The organism is Pseudomonas sp. PSB18 (genome assembly GCF_014596565.1).
Taxonomy (GTDB): Bacteria; Pseudomonadota; Gammaproteobacteria; order Pseudomonadales; family Pseudomonadaceae; genus Aquipseudomonas.
In genome coordinates, this window is sequence record NZ_NOIN01000008.1 from 242452 (window position 1) to 259970 (window position 17519).

The following is a 17519-nucleotide window of genomic DNA, read 5'->3' on the forward strand; positions in this document are numbered from 1 at the left end:
GCCGGTATGATAGGCGCCCCCGCAGCCCGGATTGCGAATACGCCATGACTGTGCAATACCCCACCATCGCCGATTGCGTCGGCAACACCCCGCTGGTCCGTTTGCAGCGCCTGCCCGGCGTGACCAGCAACACGCTTCTGCTCAAGCTCGAAGGGAACAACCCGGCGGGTTCGGTCAAGGACCGGCCGGCGCTGTCGATGATCACCCGTGGCGAATTGCGCGGGCAGATCCAGCCCGGTGACACGCTGATCGAGGCGACCTCCGGCAACACCGGGATTGCCCTGGCGATGGCGGCGGCGATCAAGGGCTACAAGATGATCCTGATCATGCCTGACAACTCCAGTGCCGAGCGCAAGGCCGCGATGACCGCCTACGGCGCCGAGTTGATCCTTGTCACCAAGGACGAAGGCATGGAAGGCGCCCGGGACCTGGCCGAGCGGATGCAGGCCGAGGGTCGCGGCAAGGTGCTCGACCAATTCGCCAACGGCGACAACCCCGAGGCCCACTACACCAGCACCGGTCCCGAGATCTGGCGCCAGACCGACGGCACCATCACCCATTTCGTCAGCTCGATGGGCACCACCGGGACCATCATGGGCACTTCGCGCTACCTGAAAGAACAGAATCCGAACGTGCAGATCATCGGCCTGCAGCCGATGGAAGGCGCGTCCATCCCCGGCATTCGCCGCTGGCCCGAGGAATATCTGCCGAAGATCTACCAGGCCGACCGTGTGGACCGCATCATCGACATGGCCCAGAGCGAAGCCGAGGACGTGACCCGTCGCCTGGCTCGCGAAGAAGGCATCTTCTGCGGCGTGTCGTCCGGCGGTGCCGTGGCGGGCATGCTGCGTTTGTCCAAGGAAGTGGAAAACGCGGTGATCGTCGCGATCATCTGCGACCGCGGTGATCGCTACCTGTCCACCGGCATTTTTGACGCGCCCAACTGATGGCCAAGCATGAAAGAGGCTTGCGCTTCCAACCCAGCGGCGGAAGCCGGGCCCCACAAGTGCCGACCGGCAAGAAACAGCGCCTGATGATCGAGCGTCTGGCCAACGATGGCCGGGGCATCGCTTTTGTCGATGGGCGCACCTGGTTCGTCATTGGCGCACTGGCTGGCGAAGAGGTCGAGGCGCGGGTGCTGGGGGCTCATGGCAAGGTGGTCGAGGCGCGTACCGAGCGGGTGTTCCAGGCCAGTGAACTGCGCCGCGCTGCGCCGTGCATTCATGCCGGTCGATGTGGCGGTTGCAGCGTTCAACACCTGCCCCACGACGAACAGCTCGCCCTGAAACAGCGCATGCTCGCCGAGCAATTGTCGCGGGTTGCCGGTGTGGCGCCGGAGGAATGGGCCGCGCCGCTGAGCGGGCCGGAATTCGCTTACCGGCGCCGCGCCCGCGTGGCGGTACGCTGGGACCAGAAAGCGAAGAAACTCGAGGTCGGGTTTCGTGCCGTCGGCAGCCAGGACATTGTCGCCATTGGCGATTGCCCGGTGCTGGTACAGCCTTTGCAACCGATCATGAGCCGCTTGCCGGACATGCTTCGCCGCTTGAGCAAACCCCAGGCGCTGGGGCATGTGGAATTGTTCGCCGGCTCGTCCCTGGCGGTATTGCTGCGGCACATGGCGCCGCTGTCGGAAGCCGACCTGACGATCCTCAAGGATTTCTGCGCATCCCACGGAGCTCAACTGTGGCTGCACGGCGAAGGCGAGCCACAACCGGTCGAACCTGGATTGACCCTGGGCTATCGCCTGGACACCTGGGACCTGGACCTGGCTTATCGGCCGGGGGATTTCATCCAGGTAAACGCCGGGGTCAACGAGGCGATGGTCGCCCAGGCTCTGCAGTGGCTGGCGCCACGATCCGAGGAGCGGGTGCTGGATCTGTTCTGCGGCCTGGGCAACTTTGCCTTGCCGTTGGCCCGGTGCGTGCGTGAGGTGGTGGCCGTGGAAGGCGTGCAAACCATGGTGGATCGGGCGGCGGCCAATGCCGTCAGTAATAATTTGCATAACTCTGCCTTTTTTCAGGCCGATTTATCCCAGCCACTGGCGGGTGCCGAGTGGATCGGCGAAGGCTTTTCTGCGGTACTCTTGGACCCACCCCGTGACGGTGCTTTCGAGGTGGTGCGCAAGCTGGCGTCCCTGGGCGCCAAACGGTTGGTTTATGTATCGTGCAACCCGGCAACTTTGGCCCGGGACACGGTCGAATTGATCAAGCAGGGCTACCGGTTAAAACGTGCCGGGATTCTCGATATGTTTCCTCAAACGGCGCATGTCGAGGCCATGGCGTTATTTGAAGCGAGCCAGGATGGCTTGTCCGACTGACCCGTTCGTGCCAACCCGCCACAGCCCTGGGCGGAAACACGGGCAACGAAGGTCAGCGATGTTGACGCATTGAATCTGCGTCGTAGGGAAGGTAAGTAAAGATGGTACAGGTGAGAGCACACCAGCCGATCAACACCGACGGCAGTATCAATCTCGAGGCTTGGCTCGATCACGCGGTCAGTATCGACATGGCACTGGATCGCGAAGCCTTGAAGGAAGCCTGCGAGTTCGCTCGTGAGGCGGAACAGCAACACAATGCGGCGAAGAACCTCTGGTCCGAAGGCACGTCGAGTTTCCAGACGGGCCTGGAGATCGCCGAGATCCTCGCCGACCTCAAGCTCGACCAGGATTCACTGGTCGCCGCCGTGTTGTACCGTGGCGTGCGCGAAGGCCAGATCCAGCTGCCGGTGGTCAGCCAGCGTTTCGGCGCGGTGGTCGCCAAGCTGATCGACGGCGTACTGCGCATGGCGGCCATCAGCGCCAGCCTCAGTCCGCGTCACTCCATGGTCCTGGGTACCCAGGGCCAGGTGGAAAACCTGCGCAAGATGCTCGTGGCCATGGTCGACGACGTGCGCGTCGCGCTGATCAAGCTGGCCGAGCGTACCTGCGCGATCCGCGCGGTGAAGTCCGCCGACGACGAAAAACGCAATCGCGTAGCCCGGGAAGTGTTCGACATCTATGCCCCCCTGGCCCACCGTCTGGGTATTGGTCACATCAAATGGGAGCTGGAGGACCTGTCCTTCCGCTACCTGGAGCCGGACCAGTACAAGCAGATCGCCAAGTTGCTGCATGAGCGGCGCCTGGACCGCGAGCGGTTCATCACCGACGTGATGACCCAATTGCGCGAAGAACTGCAGGCCACGGGCGTGGAGGCCGACATCAGCGGCCGGGCCAAGCACATCTATTCGATCTGGCGCAAAATGCAGCGCAAGGGCCTGGAGTTCAGCCAGATCTATGACGTGCGCGCCGTTCGCGTGCTGGTCCCGGAAATGCGCGACTGCTACACGGCGCTGGGGATCGTCCATACCTTGTGGCGGCACATTCCGAAGGAGTTCGACGACTACATCGCCAACCCCAAGGAAAACGGCTATCGCTCGCTGCACACCGCGGTGATCGGCCCGGAAGGCAAGGTGCTGGAAGTGCAGATCCGCACCCACGCCATGCACGAGGAAGCCGAGCTGGGTGTGTGTGCCCACTGGAAATACAAGGGCACCGACGTCAAGTCCGGGTCCAACCACTACGAAGAGAAAATCTCCTGGCTGCGCCAAGTGCTCGAATGGCATGAGGAACTGGGCGACATCGGTGGCCTGGCGGAACAGCTGCGGGTGGATATCGAGCCGGACCGGGTCTACATCTTCACCCCCGACGGCCACGCCATCGACCTGCCCAAGGGCGCGACGCCGCTGGACTTCGCCTACCGGGTCCACACCGAGATCGGCCACAACTGCCGTGGCGCCAAGATCAACGGGCGGATCGTGCCGCTCAACTACAGCCTGCAGACCGGCGAACAGGTCGAGATCATCACCAGCAAGCACGGCACGCCGAGTCGTGACTGGCTGAACCCGAACCTGGGCTACATCACCACCTCCCGGGCGCGGGCGAAAATCGTCCATTGGTTCAAGTTGCAGGCCCGCGACCAGAACGTCGCCGCCGGCAAGACCCTGATCGAGCGCGAGCTCAGTCGCCTGGGCCTGCCGCAGGTGGATTTCGACAAGCTGGCCGAAAAAGCGAACATGAAAACCGCCGAGGACATGTTCGCCGCCCTCGGGGCCGGCGACCTGCGCCTGGCGCAACTGGTCAACCTGGCCCAGCAACTGGTGGAGCCGGAGCGTGGCAACGAACAACTGGAACTGATCCCGCGCAAGGCCACCGGCTACAAACCTGGCAAGCGCGGCGATATCCAGATCCAGGGCGTGGGCAACCTGATGACCCAGATGGCCGGCTGCTGCCAGCCGTTGCCGGGTGATGCGATCGTCGGCTACATCACCCAGGGGCGTGGCGTGAGCATTCACCGCCAAGACTGTGCCTCGGTACTGCAACTGGCCGGTCGCGAACCCGAGCGGATCATTCAGGTCAGTTGGGGGCCGGTGCCGGTGCTCACCTATCCGGTGGACATCGTCATCCGCGCCTACGATCGCTCCGGGCTGCTGCGCGACGTGTCCCAGGTGCTGCTGAACGAGCGCATCAACGTGCTGGCGGTCAACACCCGCTCGAACAAGGAAGACAATACCGCGCTGATGTCCCTGACCATCGAGATTCCGGGGTTGGATGCGCTGGGGCGGTTGCTGGGGCGGATTTCCCAGTTGCCGAACATCATCGAGACCCGGCGTAACCGTACGCCGGGTTAAGCGCAGTCAAAAAATGTGGGAGCGAGCTTGTGGGAGCAAAGCTCGCTCGCGATAACGGGGTTTCAGTCAGCATTCATGTTGTTGGCCAGGCCGCCATCGCGAGCGAGATTTGCTCCCACAGGCTCGCTCCCACAGGGTTTTGTGTGACGAGATGGATTTATGTATAGCCTTGAAGACCTGCTCCACCTGATGAGCCGCTTGCGGGATCCGCAGTATGGTTGCCCATGGGACATCAAGCAGACCTGGGAGACGATCGTCCCTCATACCCTGGAAGAAGCCTACGAAGTGGCCGATGCCATCGAGCGCGGTGACTTCGACCATGTGCAGGGTGAGTTGGGCGACCTGCTGTTCCAGGTGGTGTATTACAGCCAACTGGCCCGGGAAGAAAACCGCTTCGAGTTTGCCGGCGTGGTCGACAGCATCACCCGCAAGCTGATTCGTCGCCATCCCCACGTATTTCCCACCGGCGACCTGTACGCACCGCTGGATGTGCCGCGCCTGAGTGAAGAGCAGGTCAAGCAGCGCTGGGAGGAAATCAAGGCCGAGGAACGGGCCGAGAAGTCCGCCGCGCCGTTGCAACTCTCGCTGCTCGACGATGTGCCCGGTGCGTTGCCGGCGCTGTCCCGTTCGGCCAAATTGCAGAAGCGCGCCGGGCAGGTCGGTTTCGACTGGCCGGACGCCTTGCCGGTGCTCGACAAGGTCCGGGAAGAACTCGACGAAGTGCTCGAAGCCATGTCGGAAAACGATCAGGCGGCAGTGGCCGACGAGATCGGCGATCTGCTGTTTTCGGTCGTCAACCTGGCCCGGCACCTCAAGGTCGATCCAGAAGGCGCGTTGCGCGGGGCCAACGCCAAGTTCGAGCGACGTTTCCGATTTATCGAACAGGCATTGCGCGACACCCACCGTCCCATGGAAGATTGCACCCTCGAAGAGTTGGACGCCTTGTGGGGCGAAGCCAAACGTCAGGAAAAGAATTTGCCCAGCTGTGGCTGAGGCCGTTGCCTAAGTGAGTAAGCACCATGAGCCTTTCCCTTCGCGACCAGTTGCTCAAAGCAGGGCTGGTCAACCAAAAGCAGGTCAAGCAGGTCGGCAAAGACAAGCAGAAGCAGCAGCGCCTGGCCCACAAAGGCCAGATCGAGCTGGATGATTCTCAGCAGCGCGCCGCCCAGGAAGCCATGGCCGAGAAGGCCCGGCGCGACCAGGAGCTCAATCGCCAGCAACAGGAGAAGGCCGAGCAGAAGGCTCGTGCCGCGCAGATCAAGCAATTGATCGAAGTCTCGCGCCTGCCGAAGCTGACCACCGAGGATTACTACAACTTCGTCGACGACAAGAAGGTCAAGCGCATCTCGGTGAACACCCTGATGCGCAACAAGCTGAGCAGCGGCTCGCTGGCGATCGTCCACCATGCCGGCGGCTACGAAGTGATCCCGCGCGAGGCCGCCCTGAAGATCCAGGAGCGCGACCCCAAGCGCATCGTCCAGCTCAACACCCAGACCGAAGAAGTGGATGCCGACGATCCGTACGCGGCGTATCAGATTCCTGATGATTTGATGTGGTGAGCTAAACACAAAACCCTGTGGGAGCCGAGCTTGCTCGCGATGGCGGTGTGTCAGTCGATACGTTTGTTGACTGATACGCCGCCATCGCGAACAAGCTCAGCTCCCACAGGAGTCAGAGTTGTTCCTGGGATTGCGTTGCCTCATGGGCACGCTGGCTTTCCTCGCGCTCCAGCTCGGCCTTGTAGCGGTAGGCCTCCGTCTCGGAGTGGAACATCCCCACCAGCAGATCCTGTTGACGCACATCCCAGATCTGAATGCCGGCGGCAATGGCTTCGTGGGACATGTGGGCATCATCGCGTTCATTTACTTTCACAGTCATCTTGCAAACTCCAATTTCTGTCATCTGCAGCAAAGCGTGTGCAGGACTTTGTTATAGATTTGGATAGCCTGCTAAGTAAATGCCCTGGCCGATTAAGAAGTTTTCATGAAAATCGCCATAATCCCGCAGGCCGGACAGGGCGCGGCGTTTGGTCGCAGGAGTGGGTTTCATGAAAAAGGTTTCATGTGGCAGAAACCACTCTTGAATAATGCAGACCCCGTGGGAGCAAAGCTTGCTCGCGATAAACGATAACGCGGTCGGCAAAACCGAGGCGCCTGCATCGCGGGCAAGCCTTGCTCCCACAAAGCTCCCACAGAGTCGAAATCCAGGCAAAAAGAAGCCCCGCATCGGCGGGGCTTCTTGTGTTCGCGTCGATCAGCTGCCTTTCACTGGCTTGCCGTTGACCGTGCCGTCCAGGAGCATGATGTTGTACTCCTTGCCGTCAGTCTCGACCTGTTGCAGGCGGACCAGCAGGTAGTCCCAGTCCTTGGCGAACCAGAGTACGGTGGTGCGTTTGCTCTGTGTCGGATCGCGCACGCGCTCGACCTTGATCGCGTCGATCTGGCCGGCCTTGGTGTCGACCTTTTCCGAGCCCAGTACGCGGAAGTCATAGGTGTCGACCTCACCGTCATCGACGACCTGGTAGCTCATGCTCTTCTTGCCGGCCGCGACGTCGTGCTGCAGGGCCAACTGATAAGTGGATTTATCGACCATGCCACGATTCAGCGGCAGCTTTACCGCGTCACCGCGATCAGTGCCGGTGACCATCTTCGTGCTCCAGTCGAAGTCCAGGTCGGCCTTCTTGGCCTTGCCCAGGCCACCGCGTTCGAAGTGGTAGGACTGCGGCAGCAGCGTGTCCTTGTCCAGGGTCAGGGTGCTTTCTTCCGTCAGGCTGGCGATCATCATCGACGCCTTGAAGCTCAGCTTCCAGGTGCCGTTGGCCTCCTTGGTCAGGCTGCGCTCGGCGGTGCCGCTCATGGGCAGTTGCTTCCAGTCGGCGGTGTAGCTGGCGGAGAACGGTTGAAGGTCTGAAGCCTGTGCCAGGGGCAAGGCAAGCAGAGCACAGGCGAAGAGCAGGGCGCGACGCATAAAATCTCCTAGTGTCGAATCAAATGGCCGCTGGCGGCGAGCAACTGGCCGTCCAGTGAGGCACCACGATCGTCGAGGGTCAGCCGTCCTTCGGCAAACCAACGCACGGCCATCGGGTAGATCTGGTGTTCCCGGGCGTGAACCCGTTCTGCCAGGCTTTGCGGCGTGTCGTGCAACTCTACCGGTATTACTGCCTGTACGACCAGTGGTCCGCCATCGAGTTCCTCGGTGACAAAGTGCACGGAGCAGCCGTGCTCAGTGTCTCCGGCCTCCAGAACGCGCTGGTGAGTGTGTAACCCTTTGTATTTGGGCAGCAGCGAGGGGTGGATGTTGAACAGGCGGCCCTGATAGTGGCGCACGAAGCCAGCGCTGAGGATGCGCATGAAGCCAGCCAGGACCACCAGGTGGGGATTGAAGGCGTCGATCTGTTCGATCAGCGCGGCGTCGAAGGCTTCGCGGCCGTCGAACGCCTTGTGATCCAGGACACGGGTGTCGATACCCGCATCCTTGGCACGTTGCAGGCCGTAGGCATCGACGCGGTTGGAAATCACCGCGCGGATACGGACCGGGCTGTCGCCGGTCCGCGTGCTGTCGATCAGCGCCTGCAAGTTACTGCCGGTGCCGGACAGCAGCACCACGACGTCACAGGTTGCAGGCATGTTTTCCTGCATCAGTGAGCCTTGAGGTTTTTCAGCTCGACCTGGGCAGCGCCTTCGGCCGCGGTTGCGATCTGGCCGATGACCCAAGGCTGTTCGCCCGCTTCACGCAGCACGTTCAAGGCGGTCTCGACGTGCTCCTGAGCCACGCAGATCACCATGCCCACGCCGCAGTTCAGCACGCGGTGCATTTCGGTTTCGTCGACGTTGCCTTTCTCTTGCAGCCAGTCGAACACCGCCGGACGGGTCCAGCTCGCCACGTCGACCACCGCCTGGGCGCCTTTTGGCAGGACGCGCGGGATGTTGTCCAGCAGGCCGCCGCCAGTGATGTGGGCCATGGCCTTGACGGCACCGGTGTCCTTGATCAGCTTGAGCAGCGGCTTGACGTAGATGCGGGTCGGGGCCATCAGCAGGTCGGTCAGTGGCTTGCCGTCGAGCTGGATGTTTTCGATGTCGGCGCCGGACACTTCGATGATCTTGCGGATCAGCGAGTAGCCGTTGGAGTGCGGGCCGGAAGACGGCAGGGCGAGCAGGGCATCGCCGGTGGCGACTTTCGAACCGTCGATGATCTCGGCTTTTTCCACGACGCCGACGCAGAAGCCGGCCAGGTCGTAGTCTTCGCCTTCGTACATGCCTGGCATTTCAGCGGTTTCGCCGCCGACCAGAGAGCAACCGGACAGTTCACAGCCGGCACCGATACCGGTAACGACCTGGGCGGCGGTGTCGACGTTCAGCTTGCCGGTGGCGTAGTAGTCGAGGAAGAACAACGGCTCGGCGCCGCAGACCACCAGGTCGTTCACGCACATGGCCACCAGGTCGATGCCGATGCTGTCGTGCTTGTTCAGGTTCAGCGCCAGGCGCAGCTTGGTACCCACGCCGTCGGTGCCCGAGACCAGCACCGGTTGCTTGTAGCCGGCCGGGATCTCGCAGAGGGCGCCGAAACCGCCCAGGCCGCCCATGACTTCCGGGCGCGCAGTGCGCTTGGCGACGCTCTTGATGCGTTCGACCAATGCTTCACCGGCGTCGATGTCTACACCGGCGTCCTTGTAGCTCAGGGAGGGTTGCTTGCTCATGATCCAGGCCTTTAGGGGGGATTTCTGGGTAACGACCGATCGCCGGGGCCATTGAATAACCGTTGTACGAATTATTCCGGGTGCCCGGCCATTGCCGGTCTGCGAAGGCGCGCGATTTTATCAGGCTTGTGGGGCAGCGGCCATCCTCGCGCCGACGGGCAGGGACATATCCGAGGAAAAAAACCGATATTTCTTCTGTTGGTGCTGCGCGGTGCGCCTGTATAAGGTGTAGCGGTAACCGGCTATGGTTACGCGGTGCGAAACTTCCATCGGGTGTGTGAATGTTTTGCCAGGTGCTGTGGTCACAGCCATGCTCAGTTTCTTCACACGGCTTGTTCCAGTCGTTTATGTCCGGGAATATTCCATGCGTTTGTTCAAATTCTTGTCCGTGGGCTGCTTGTCGCTGATCAGCCTGGCGAGCCATGCCGAAACCCTCAATGGCCTCTATCAAGTGCTCGAACCGGTGAGCAGCCAGACGCCGGAAGAGCGTAACCAGGCGACGCTGCGTGCCCTGGATACGCTGGTGCTGCGCCTGACCGGCGACGCCAAGGCCGCCCAGAGCCCGGGACTGGCGGCGATCCGCAAGGACCCGCAGCAGATCATTCTTCAATATGGCTACGACGCCGGCCCACCGGAAAGCCTCAAGGTCGACTTCGATCCGGCGAGCACCGACCGGGCCTTGCGCTCGGCAGGGTTGTCGCTGTGGGGCGTGAACCGACCGTCGATCCTGGGCTGGTGGCTCAACGACTCGGCTGAAGGCTCCAGCCTGGTGGGCGATGGTCAGGCCAGCGCCACGCCGTTGCGCCGTGCCGCCCAGCACCGGGGCCTGGCGCTGCATTTGCCGCTGGCGGATTTGAGCGAGCAGATCGTTGCCACCGCGCCGAACCTGGAAGGCAGCAATCCGGCGCCGCTGCACGATGCCTCGGAGCGATACGCGGCGGATGCCTTGCTGGCGGTCCACGCCAAGGAAGAGGGCGGTCAGTGGCACGGGACCTGGCGCCTGTGGCTGGGCGACCAACGCGAGCAAGGCACTGTCCAGGGCGCCGATCAGGCTGCGCTGGCCGATGCAGTGATGCTGGCGGTGAGTCAGCGCCTGGCGCCGCGCTTCGTGGCCAAGCCGGGCGTGGCCACCGAGCAGTCGTTGGAGGTGCAGGGCATGAATCTTGAGCGTTATGCCGCCCTTGGGCGTTTGCTCGAACCGTTCGGTGGGCAGGTGCAGCGGGTCGAAGGCGACCGGATCGTCTATCGGGTCAATGGCAGCGCAGAGCAATTGAAGGCGCAACTGGCGCTGGCGAAGTTGCAGGAAATTCCCGCCGGTGAAGCGGTTGCCCCGGTGCCTGCGGTTCCGCCGGCTGCCGATGGGGCGGCTCCGACCGCAACACCGGCGCCCGCGCCGACGGCCAGTCTGCGGTTCCGCTGGTAGGTTTCTTTCTTTATATAGCTGGAGTGGTTCATGGGCGATACGCGGCGTTGGTTCTGGTTGGGCGGGGTTGCCCTGCTGTTCGCGTTTATCTATCTGCTGCATCCGATTCTCACGCCGTTCCTGGTTGCGCTGCTGTTGGCTTATCTGTTTGACCCGGTGGTGGATCGCCTGGAAAAGCTCGGTCTGTCGCGAACCTGGGGCGTGGTGACGGTATTTGCGCTGTTCACCTTGATTGTCGGCGCCCTGTTGCTGGTATTGATACCGATGCTCGCCAAGCAGTTGGTGCGTCTGTACGAACTGGCGCCGCAGATGCTCGACTGGCTGCAGCACACGGCGGTGCCGTGGGTGCAGTCGAAACTGGGGTTGGCGGATGGTTTCTGGAAATTCGACAAGGTCAAGGCGGCCATCAGCGCGCACATGGGCCAGACCACCGATATTGTCGGCGTCGTGTTGAGCCAGGCCACTGCCTCGGGCCTGGCGCTGATCGGTTGGCTGGCCAACCTGGTGCTGATTCCGGTCGTGAGTTTCTACTTGCTGCGGGATTGGGACTTGATGATGGCCAAGGTTCGCAGCCTGCTGCCCCGCCACCGCGAAGAGCGCATTGTGACCCTGGCCGGTGAATGCCACGAAGTGCTGGGCGCCTTTGTGCGTGGGCAATTGCTGGTGATGGTGGCGCTGGGCTTCATCTACGCGGCCGGGTTGATGCTGGTAGGGCTGGAGCTGGGGCTTTTGATTGGCATGATCGCCGGGTTGGCCGCCATCGTTCCGTACATGGGGTTCGTGATCGGTATTGGCGCCGCCTTGATCGCCGGGCTGTTCCAGTTTGGCGGTGATCTCTACCCCATGGTCGGCATCGTGGCGGTGTTCATGGTTGGCCAAGCCCTGGAGGGCATGGTGCTGACGCCGTTGCTGGTGGGCGATCGGATCGGTCTGCATCCGGTGGCGGTGATCTTCGCGATCCTGGCGGGCGGCGAGTTGTTCGGCTTCACCGGCATCCTGTTGGCGCTGCCGGTGGCCGCGGTGATCATGGTGCTGGTGCGTCATGTACATGATCTGTACAAGGATTCGGATATCTACAGCGGCGCCGAAGACCCCGAGCTGTAGGATAAATGTCAGGAAAACCGTCGTTCCCTGGCGTTGTCGCTGCAAACCTTTGATTTTGCTCGTGGTCCGGCGCATTGTGCGGTCCGCGCCACGGGTATAGACTTTGCCAACTTTACACAGAGGCCACTCACGGTTCCTTTGGAGCTGTCCAGCCAGCATGAAACCGATTCAGCTGCCCCTAGGTGTGCGTCTGCGTGACGATGCCACCTTTATCAACTACTACCCAGGCGCCAATGCCGCTGCACTCGGCTATGTCGAGCGGCTTTGCGAAGCCGACGCTGGCTGGACCGAGAGTCTGATCTATCTGTGGGGCAAGGACGGGGTAGGGCGCACGCACCTGTTGCAGGCCGCTTGCCTGCGGTTCGAGCAGTTGGGCGAGCCGGCGGTATACCTGCCGCTGGCGGAGTTGCTGGATCGCGGTGTGGAAATCCTCGACAACCTTGAACAGTACGAACTGGTCTGCCTGGACGATCTCCAGGCCGTTGCCGGCAAGGCTGACTGGGAAGAAGCGCTGTTCCATCTGTTCAACCGGCTGCGTGACAGCGGCCGGCGCTTGCTGATCGCTGCCTCGACGTCGCCACGGGAGCTACCGGTGAAACTGGCGGATCTCAAGTCCCGCCTCACCCTGGCGCTGATTTTCCAGATGCGGCCGCTGTCCGATGAAGACAAACTCCGTGCCTTGCAACTGCGTGCTTCCCGCCGTGGCCTGCACCTGACCGACGAAGTCGGGCATTTCATCCTCACCCGTGGCACCCGCAGCATGAGTGCGTTGTTCGAATTGCTCGAACGCCTCGATCAGGCTTCCCTTCAAGCCCAACGCAAGCTGACTATTCCTTTTTTGAAAGAAACCCTGGGCTGGTAGAACCGTTGCCCGTAGTGGCTCCTGGCCTTGTCTGGACACGGCGAAACCCGCGGTCCTGCTGGGCTGCAGGCCACATGACTTTCAAAATGGGCTTAAGCGCTTAGATGTAAACGGAAAACCGGGAAGTCACATTTGCATCGATTGAATTTGCAAATGAAGTCGATAGAGGGCATAGTCTCGCCATCTTTACTACTTCAGCCACGGTCGTGCCCATGCTAAATCGCTTCGCACCCCTCGTGCCTCTCGCACTCGTTACCCTGTTGTTCGGTTGCGCTGCCCACTCCCCAGTGTCCCAGCAAGTACAACAACCACAGGTTCAGAACACCGTTACCGCCCAGTCTTCCTCCGTCTCCTTCCAGGAAGAAATGGCCAACGACAAAGAGCTGGCAGCTTTCGCCGGCAACAAGCCTTACCAGCTTCCGGTGCTGGCCGACAGCATCCTGGAACGTGGCATGTCGTTGATCGGCACCCGTTACCGCTTTGGTGGCACCTCTGAAGCCGGCTTCGATTGCAGCGGTTTCATCGGCTACCTGTTCCGCGAAGAGGCCGGCATGAGCCTGCCACGCTCCACGCGGGAAATGATCAACGTGAACGCCCCACTGGTGGCACGTAATCAACTGGAGCCCGGTGACCTGCTGTTCTTCAGCACCAGCGGTCGTCGCGGACGCGTCAGCCACGCCGGTATCTATCTCGGCGACAACCAGTTCATCCATTCCAGCAGCCGCCGCAGCGGTGGCGTGCGGATCGACAGCCTGGGTGACACTTACTGGAACAAGACCTTCATCGAAGCCAAGCGAGCCCTCGCCATGGCACCGACCGTGGTCACCGCTCGCAAGTAAGCGCACAATTTGTAAGGTAAACTTAAAGTCTTACTTGAAGTTTGCTTCACAGGCGCTAGAATCCTTGATCATTGATTGATGGCAATCCGCCTGCGTACTCCGCAGGCGGATTCGTTTTCATGTCCACGGCAGAAAAGCCGCATCCAGATCAGGATTGTTCTGCATATGTCGACGTCGGCCCGCCTCGCTCTTATCTGCCTTGCCGCACTGCTCAGCGCATGCGCAAGTCGTACGCCACCGCCCGCGCCCGTTCGGGCTCCTGTGGTCTTTGCTCCCTCGCAACCCTTGCCTCCGGCCGCCGAAGATGTGCTCTTCCGGGCCTTGGGCCTGGTCGGGACGCCTTACCGCTGGGGCGGCAATACGCCGGATTCGGGGTTCGATTGCAGCGGCCTGATCGGCTACGTCTACCGTGATGCCGCCGGTATTTCCCTGCCACGTTCGACCCGCGAGATGATCGGCATGCGCGCACCGGATGTCGGCAAGGACGCGCTGCAAAGTGGTGACCTGATTTTCTTCGCCACCAACGGTGGCTCCCAGGTCAGCCATGCCGGGATCTATGTCGGTGAGGGCCGCTTCGTTCATGCGCCGGCCACTGGCGGTACGGTCAAGCTCGACAGCCTGTCCAAGGCCTATTGGCAGAAAGCCTATCTGAGTGCCAAGCGGGTGCTGCAACCGGAACACCTGGCGCGTTATCCCTGATTCGCGGAGGTTGTCATGACCGCTCGCACCCTCAATCTCGATGATGCCCTTTACCAGTATCTGCTGGACGTTTCCCTGCGGGAGACGCCTTTGCAGCGACGTCTGCGGGACGAGACCCAGGCGCTGCCCATGGCGCGCTGGCAGATAGCGCCCGAGCAGGGTCAATTCCTGGCATTGCTGGTGAAACTCACCGGCGCCCGGCGCTTGTTGGAAGTCGGTACGTTCACCGGCTACAGCGCGTTGTGCATGGCCTCGGCCCTGCCGCCGGATGGTTCGTTGATCTGTTGCGATATTCCCGGTGACTACAACGCCGTGGCGCTGCGTTTCTGGCGCGAAGCGGGACTGGCCGAGCGGATCGAGCTGCGCCTGGCGCCGGCCCTGGAAACCCTCGACGATCTTGAGCGCCAGGGGCAGGGTGACACGTTCGACCTGATCTTCATCGACGCCGACAAGGCCAACTACCCGGCTTACCTGGAGCGCGCGCTACGGTTGCTGCGCCGGGGTGGGCTGGTGATGTTTGATAACACGCTGTGGAGCGGACGGGTGCTGGAAGCCCAGCCCCAGAGCGAGGACACCCGCGCCATTCAGGCACTGAATCTGGCCTTGAAGGATGATCTGCGGGTGGATTTGTCGCTGCTGCCGCTGGGGGATGGATTGACTTTGTGTCGTAAGCTTTAAGCGCAGTTCCTGGTTGGAATGACATTTGTGGCGAGGGGATGAATCCCCTCGCCACAGAGTTGTCCGCAGGCCATCGACGGATTATTTACCCGACACCCGCCATACCTTGTTTCCCACGTCATCGGCCACCAGCAAGCCGCCTTGCTTGTCGATCACCACGCCCACCGGGCGCCCTTGGGCTTTTTCGTCTGCGTTCAGGAAGCCGGTCAGCACATCCACCGGTTTACCCGCCGGTTTGCCGCCGCTGAACGGTACGAAAATCACTTTATAGCCACTGTGGGGCTTACGATTCCAAGAGCCATGCTGGCCAATGAACGCGCCTTCGGTGAAGGGCGCTGGCAGGGCGCTGCCTTCGGCGAACGTCAGGCCCAATGAGGCCGTGTGGGGGCCGACGGCGTAGTCCGGGGCGATGGCCTTGGCCACCAATGCCGGGTTCTGTGGCTCGACCCGCACGTCGACGTTCTGCCCGTAATAGCTGTAGGGCCAGCCGTAGAAGGCGCCGTCCTTGACCGAGGTGATGTAGTCCGGCACCAGGTCGCTGCCGATCTCATCGCGCTCATTCACCGCTGTCCACAACGCACCACTGCGCGGTTCCCAGGCCAGCCCGTTGGGGTTGCGCAGGCCCGAAGCGAAAATGCGGTGATTGCCGGTGGCGCGGTCCACTTCCCAGATCGCCGCGCGGCCTTCCTCCGCCTCCATGCCATTTTCCGCGACGTTGCTGTTCGAGCCGGTGGTGACGTAAAGCTTGCTGCCGTCACGGCTGGCGATCACGTTCTTGGTCCAGTGGTGGTTGATGGTGCCACCTGGCAGATCGACGACCTTGGTCGGCTGCGCTTTGATTTGCGTGTCGCCGTCCTTGTAGGGGAAGCGGATCAGCCGGTCGGTGTCGGCCACGTACAAGTCATTGCCCACCAATGTCATGCCGAACGGCGAGTTGAGGTTTTCCAGGAAGACCGTGCGGGTTTCTGCGATGCCATCGTGGTTGGCGTCGCGCAACAACGTGATGCGATTCGGGCTGGGGACGCCGGCGCCGGCGCGGCCCATGACTTTTTTCATCACCCAGCCACGGATGCCCTTGGCGTCGTCCGGCTTGGGCGGGGCATTGGTTTCCGCCACCAGCACATCGCCATTGGGCAGCACGTAGAGCCAGCGCGGATGATCCAGTCCTTCGGCGAACGCCACCACTTGCAGGCCCTCGGCTGCGGTTGGCTTGGCGCCCTGGGGCCAGCCGACCGCTTCGGCGATGTTGACGGTGGGGACCAGGGTCTTGTTCGGTTCGGGCAGTTTTGGCGATGGGCCGGTGCCGTCGGAGACTTGCAGTGTGGAAGACTCGCCACAAGCGACAAGCCCTGCGGCGAGGGCGACGATCAGAAGGTGCGGTGGCTTGAGCATGCTGGCTTCCCTATGAATGCATGTAGTTATTCATAGAGAAGCATAGACCGCTGATGGTTCAACCGGTCAGCCGTGGGCCTGCTTGAACAGCACGGCGATACCCGGGTGGTAATGACCGGCCTCGTTGCGCAACTTGCGATAGTTGTAAGGGAAGTACCAGGCCACGGCGCAGGTATTTTCCTTTTGCAGGTCCTCGATCATGTCCTGGAGTTCTTCGGGCGTAGTACTTTGCTGGGCTTTTTGCGGGGCGACGAACAGGCAGCCCAGCTTCAGGTCAGTGGCATAACTGATGCGCTTGGCGTCGCTGGTGACATCCTGCAGGGGCTGGGTCAGGTTGAGGCTCTTCACCTTCGGCCAGCGTTGGGTGGCCTGGATGAACGCACGATCCTCGGCACCGGCGATGAACAGGTCGGCGCTGACGTTGCGTTCGCCTTCTTCATTCTGCTTGCGGGTCGCGGTGTGCTGCAGCGTGACCATCTCGGCCATCCAGGCGGCGGCCGAGAGCAGGCCGAGGTTGGCCTTTTCATCGAACCAGTAAGGTGTATCGTTATCGCCGCGCACGGCGTTGTAGCGGTCGATACAGTCAAACCAGCGTTCCAGCACCGGGCGCAGGAATTCCAGCCTTGGATTGCTGATGATCATGCCTTGCATGTTTTTGCCCTCTTGTTTTTGTGGTATCGGGTCGTAATGTCTATTTGATATCACTTGCCGTGACATGACACAAGATTGGCGTCACTTTATCGATCCAGGCCCATGATCAGTGCCGGGCCCTTGGCGGCTTTAATTGACGCTCCACCCCCAACCCTCTAACCTTCGCGACTTGTTTCAGGTGCTCTGTGACCCGGGTCGACAGAGTGAAACAGGGAAGCCGGTGAGAACCCGGCGCTGCCCCCGCAACGGTAAATGAGTCAAAGCTGCCAGCAGGGTTAGTACGAAAAGTCGCCGAGCGGCGATCAGGCAAGGCGAAAACAGGCGAGGAAGCGGAGTTTACTGGTTGTAAATGAGCATTCCGAGCCTGTTTTCAACGCAGCATGATCGTCGCGCAGGCACTTTTCGTACTAAGCCTGGCCACTGTGTCTATCGACATGGGAAGGCGCGCAGCCCGGCGTTACGCCGCTCATGAGCCCGGAGACCGGCCTGATTCATCCAACGGCATCACGG

18 protein-coding genes and 1 riboswitch are annotated in these 17519 nt (G+C 61.7%); of the genes, 11 read left to right on the forward strand and 7 right to left on the reverse strand.

From position 1 onward, the window contains the following. The first annotated feature begins 44 nt into the window (after positions 1 to 44). The 5 genes from cysM (at position 45) to CGA22_RS20005 (ending at position 6224) form a co-directional block, all read left to right on the forward strand. Entirely contained in the window at positions 45 to 947 is a 903-nt protein-coding gene (cysM, locus tag CGA22_RS19985; protein WP_041020218.1) for a cysteine synthase CysM, read from the forward strand. Beyond that, the gene (rlmD, locus tag CGA22_RS19990) at positions 947 to 2317 is read left to right on the forward strand and encodes a 23S rRNA (uracil(1939)-C(5))-methyltransferase RlmD (protein ID WP_188258684.1); all 1371 of its coding nucleotides are present in this window, start codon (positions 947 to 949) and stop codon (positions 2315 to 2317) included. The genes cysM and rlmD overlap by 1 nt, the downstream gene beginning before the upstream one ends. A gap of 101 nt (positions 2318 to 2418) precedes the next feature. After that, positions 2419 to 4665: a GTP diphosphokinase gene (gene relA, locus CGA22_RS19995; RefSeq protein ID WP_041020217.1), complete on the forward strand. Its 2247-nt coding sequence runs from the start codon at positions 2419 to 2421 to the stop codon at positions 4663 to 4665. 159 nt (positions 4666 to 4824) lie between these two features. After that, positions 4825 to 5658 carry a nucleoside triphosphate pyrophosphohydrolase gene (gene mazG / locus CGA22_RS20000; RefSeq protein ID WP_041020216.1) on the forward strand — a complete coding sequence of 278 codons (834 nt, stop codon included), beginning with the start codon at positions 4825 to 4827 and terminating at the stop codon, positions 5656 to 5658. Positions 5659 to 5684: 26 nt separating this feature from the next. Next, positions 5685 to 6224, forward strand: a complete 540-nt coding sequence (locus CGA22_RS20005; RefSeq protein WP_024779739.1) for a DUF2058 domain-containing protein — start codon at positions 5685 to 5687, stop codon at positions 6222 to 6224. A gap of 112 nt (positions 6225 to 6336) precedes the next feature. Here the strand turns inward: CGA22_RS20005 and CGA22_RS20010 are convergent, their stop codons facing one another. Genes CGA22_RS20010 through purM form a run of 5 tightly spaced genes read right to left on the reverse strand, consistent with a single transcriptional unit; the run spans position 6337 to position 9361 of the window. Continuing rightward, entirely contained in the window at positions 6337 to 6543 is a 207-nt protein-coding gene (locus CGA22_RS20010; RefSeq protein ID WP_041020215.1) for a hypothetical protein, read from the reverse strand. A gap of 51 nt (positions 6544 to 6594) precedes the next feature. After that, positions 6595 to 6891, reverse strand: coding sequence for a hypothetical protein (locus CGA22_RS20015; RefSeq protein WP_041020214.1), 297 nt, complete (start codon positions 6889 to 6891; stop codon positions 6595 to 6597). 27 nt (positions 6892 to 6918) lie between these two features. Next, positions 6919 to 7632 (reverse strand): DUF3108 domain-containing protein, encoded by a 714-nt coding sequence (locus tag CGA22_RS20020; RefSeq protein WP_041020213.1) that lies wholly within the window; start codon positions 7630 to 7632, stop codon positions 6919 to 6921. Positions 7633 to 7640: 8 nt separating this feature from the next. Further along, on the reverse strand, positions 7641 to 8291 hold the full coding sequence (gene purN / locus CGA22_RS20025) for a phosphoribosylglycinamide formyltransferase (RefSeq protein WP_041020230.1): 651 nt from the start codon (positions 8289 to 8291) through the stop codon (positions 7641 to 7643). Positions 8292 to 8302: 11 nt separating this feature from the next. Continuing rightward, a complete protein-coding gene (gene purM, locus CGA22_RS20030) occupies positions 8303 to 9361 on the reverse strand; it encodes a phosphoribosylformylglycinamidine cyclo-ligase (protein WP_047700498.1) in 1059 nt (352 codons plus the stop codon). A gap of 364 nt (positions 9362 to 9725) precedes the next feature. On the opposite strand from purM, the gene CGA22_RS20035 reads away from it, so the two are divergent. From CGA22_RS20035 to CGA22_RS20060, 6 genes are all read left to right on the forward strand, one after another. Beyond that, a complete protein-coding gene (locus CGA22_RS20035; protein WP_041020806.1) occupies positions 9726 to 10784 on the forward strand; it encodes a DUF2066 domain-containing protein in 1059 nt (352 codons plus the stop codon). A gap of 30 nt (positions 10785 to 10814) precedes the next feature. Beyond that, entirely contained in the window at positions 10815 to 11888 is a 1074-nt protein-coding gene (locus tag CGA22_RS20040; RefSeq protein ID WP_041020805.1) for an AI-2E family transporter, read from the forward strand. A 157-nt stretch (positions 11889 to 12045) separates the two neighbouring features. Next, a complete protein-coding gene (gene hda / locus CGA22_RS20045) occupies positions 12046 to 12750 on the forward strand; it encodes a DnaA regulatory inactivator Hda (protein ID WP_003178999.1) in 705 nt (234 codons plus the stop codon). Between the two features lie 212 nt (positions 12751 to 12962). Then, a complete protein-coding gene (locus tag CGA22_RS20050; RefSeq protein WP_041020804.1) occupies positions 12963 to 13589 on the forward strand; it encodes a C40 family peptidase in 627 nt (208 codons plus the stop codon). Positions 13590 to 13754: 165 nt separating this feature from the next. Beyond that, entirely contained in the window at positions 13755 to 14288 is a 534-nt protein-coding gene (locus CGA22_RS20055) for a C40 family peptidase (protein ID WP_139647950.1), read from the forward strand. Between the two features lie 15 nt (positions 14289 to 14303). Further along, entirely contained in the window at positions 14304 to 14966 is a 663-nt protein-coding gene (locus CGA22_RS20060) for a class I SAM-dependent methyltransferase (protein ID WP_041024324.1), read from the forward strand. Positions 14967 to 15047: 81 nt separating this feature from the next. On the opposite strand, the gene CGA22_RS20065 is transcribed toward CGA22_RS20060, so the two are convergent. Then, the gene (locus CGA22_RS20065; protein WP_041024323.1) at positions 15048 to 16358 is read right to left on the reverse strand and encodes a PQQ-dependent sugar dehydrogenase; all 1311 of its coding nucleotides are present in this window, start codon (positions 16356 to 16358) and stop codon (positions 15048 to 15050) included. Positions 16359 to 16424: 66 nt separating this feature from the next. Continuing rightward, the gene (locus CGA22_RS20070) at positions 16425 to 17009 is read right to left on the reverse strand and encodes a hypothetical protein (protein ID WP_041024322.1); all 585 of its coding nucleotides are present in this window, start codon (positions 17007 to 17009) and stop codon (positions 16425 to 16427) included. 159 nt (positions 17010 to 17168) lie between these two features. Continuing rightward, a riboswitch (cobalamin riboswitch) is annotated at positions 17169 to 17514 on the forward strand. Positions 17515 to 17519: the final 5 nt, after the last annotated feature.